Here is a 2,655-nt window from a genome sequence, read left to right as displayed (position 1 = left end):
GAAGTCCATGCACCTGCGCCCTGCCCGTTCAACCGTGCGTCTTCAACACTACGTGAGGGTAAAACCCAAGGACAGATACGACATCTGTATTTAGCCCGCACCCCGACATTTAAATCTGGCCATGACACGTTCGGGATTCCACGCGGCCCTTGCCCCGTAAGGCCGACAGCGATTTCCGTCTGTGCGACGTCCCTGATAGAGCAGAGTATTTTATGCGGAGCGGAGACGGCTACCGCGCCGGCAGGACAGCTGAGCAGGCCGTCTCCGCTCCGCATAAAAGTCTGTGAGCTAAACCGCTCCACCGAGCGTGTTCCCTATGGGCATTGGATGCTTGCGGGTGTCGCCCGAGAGATGGTGTGGCCGCAATACTTGCATTGAAGTTGTGAGCATCGGGGTAAGCGGCGGAAGCGACCATGACCTGAGCGCCAATTCACCCGTCTTAGCGACTCGATTCGCGCCGCCGGGAGGCGCGCCGACAAAGGCGGGTGCGCTGGACAGGACGATACGGTCCAGTTCTGGTCGTCTGTAGGCGTAAAGGCGGGTGTCATGCCGGGCTCAGTGGTGGTGCTCGTGGCAACGCCCCGGCAGACAGACATTCCACGCATACCATCTGGCCTTGAGCGCAAACAGGACAACGATACAGCGATCGACTCGTTAGAACCTCAGAGCGTTCACGGTAGCCGGCTTGTGACTTCGTCGCGGCTTCGGCGGCTGGCGGTGCGTGCAACAGTCGACGGCACTCCGCAAGGCGCGACGCGCGGAGACGGTTACTGAGCAAGCCATAGTGACGAATCCGCTGGAGTCCGAGCGGTAGCACGTGCAACAGAAATCGACGAACGAACTCGTGGGCCTGAAGGCGCATCGCGCGAGGCTTGCCCGGCTGTCGATAGTCCTTCCATCGGAACGTTATATGTTCGTCGTCGACATCGAGTAACCGGTTGTTGGATATCGCGACGCGATGGGTGTAACGTCCCAGGTAGTCGAGCACTTGTTGCGGACCGCCAAAGGGCTCTTTGGCGTAGACAACCCAGTCGATCGTTCTCGGATGACTCAAATAGCGTGCGAACTCCCTTCGATCCGACAGGTGCGCCAGCGAGGAAAAAAATCGCAGGGCTCCCGCGTTTAGGCAGCCTGCAATCGCTCGAGGAATAGTCGCCGAAACAGTCGAGATAGTACCCGCACGGGGAGCAAGAAGCCCGGTCTGCAGGCGACCCAGCGAGCCGAGTCCAATGACAATCCGCCGCCTGGCACTACACAGTGCAGGTGGGGGTGATGCATCAAGTTTTGCCCTCAAGTGTGAAGAATCGCGATGAATCCAACGATGGCTCCGAGATGCCGGTGGTCGGCGGCAATCGTCTGCAGCGTTTCTGCGGTCGCCTGAAACAGGACGTCGTAGACGGTGCGCTTATTCTGGAAGGCGATGGCTCCGATCTCATCAGGCACTGTGAACACCACGTGGAAATATGGGACGGGAAGCAGATCAGCCTGACGATGCTCGAGCCATTGCGCCCTTGCGAGCGACTGACACTTGGGACAATGTCTATTGCGGCAGGAGTTGTAGGCGATGCGTTCATATCCGCAGGCGTCGCATCTCTCAAGATGGCCACCCAGCGCCGACGTGCGGCACTGCTCAATAGCACGCATGACGCGGCGCTGCTCGCGACTGATCGCATCGGCGTGCAGGTTTCGATAGGCGTCACCGTGACGGCGGAGAACGTCCGCAAGTTCCAGTGCGGGACGCATGGCGTTCGTCAGATCATGCGTTCCGCGTTCACCTTTGCAGAGCGATACGTTCGGTCGCGCTGGACGGCAGACGATCAAATGGACTGCTTGTCGCACAAACGGTACTGGCAGAGACCCTAAGGTAAGCAGAGGTCGTTGCCAGGCTTCGATGGCCCAGTAACAGCTGGATGGTTCGTATATCTGTGCCTGACTCCAGCAGATGAGTGGCAAAAGCATGACGCAATGCATGGGGCGTTACCGGCTTCGCGAACCCGGCACGATATCGAGCGCGGCGACAGGCCTCCTGCATCGTGCTGGACGTTAGGGGTTGGTCTGTAAAGCGGCCAGGAAACAACCAGTGCCTCGGTCGGCCGACGCGCCAGTAGGTTCGCAGAATCTCAAGCAGGCGCGGCGAGAGCATTACGTAGCGATCGGCTTGTCCTTTGCCCTGTTCGACGCGTAGCATCATCCGCTGGCTGTCGATGTCGCTGACTTTGAGGCGCGTGGCCTCTGATATTCGCAGACCAGCGGCGTAGGCCGTCATTAGAACGGCCCGGTGCTTGACGCTGGGAATTGCTTCAAGAAAGTGCGCGACCTCCTCGGGACTGAGGACCACTGGCAGTTTTCGCAGAACCTTCGCTGCGGCACTCTCTTCAATTCCCCAATTACGTTTGAGGGTGACGTTGTAGAGGAAGCGGAGTGAGGACGTTGCGACCAACAATGTGCTGCGAGATCGCTTCTGATCGATCAGGTGCAGTTGCCAAGCCCTGCTGTCTTCTGGACCTAACAATGTGGGGCAGCGCTGGGTGACCTGCCCTGGAATTTTCGGACCAGCTGAAACTTGAGAGAATGGCTTCCTACGGAGAGAAGGAAGTCATGAAGAAGAGCCGGTTTACCGAAGAGCAGATGGTCACGATCCTGCGGGAGGCGGAC

The 2,655-nt window shown here is 58.9% G+C and carries 1 protein-coding gene and 1 pseudogene; both read right to left on the bottom strand.

The window, feature by feature from the left end:
• Positions 1–544: 544 nt before the first annotated feature.
• Positions 545–1,743: pseudogene (locus tag GV035_RS25430) on the bottom strand (IS91 family transposase).
• 28 nt (positions 1,744–1,771) lie between these two features.
• Positions 1,772–2,338, bottom strand: a complete 567-nt coding sequence (locus GV035_RS25425) for a tyrosine-type recombinase/integrase (protein WP_236572802.1) — start codon at positions 2,336–2,338, stop codon at positions 1,772–1,774.
• Between the last annotated feature and the right edge of the window lie 317 nt (positions 2,339–2,655).

It is taken from the genome of Burkholderia sp. 8Y, from assembly GCF_902506145.1.
In the GTDB taxonomy this organism is placed as follows: domain Bacteria; phylum Pseudomonadota; class Gammaproteobacteria; order Burkholderiales; family Burkholderiaceae; genus Caballeronia.
The sequence above is the reverse complement of the archived record's forward strand: the minus strand, read 5'-3'. Positions and strand labels throughout refer to the sequence as shown.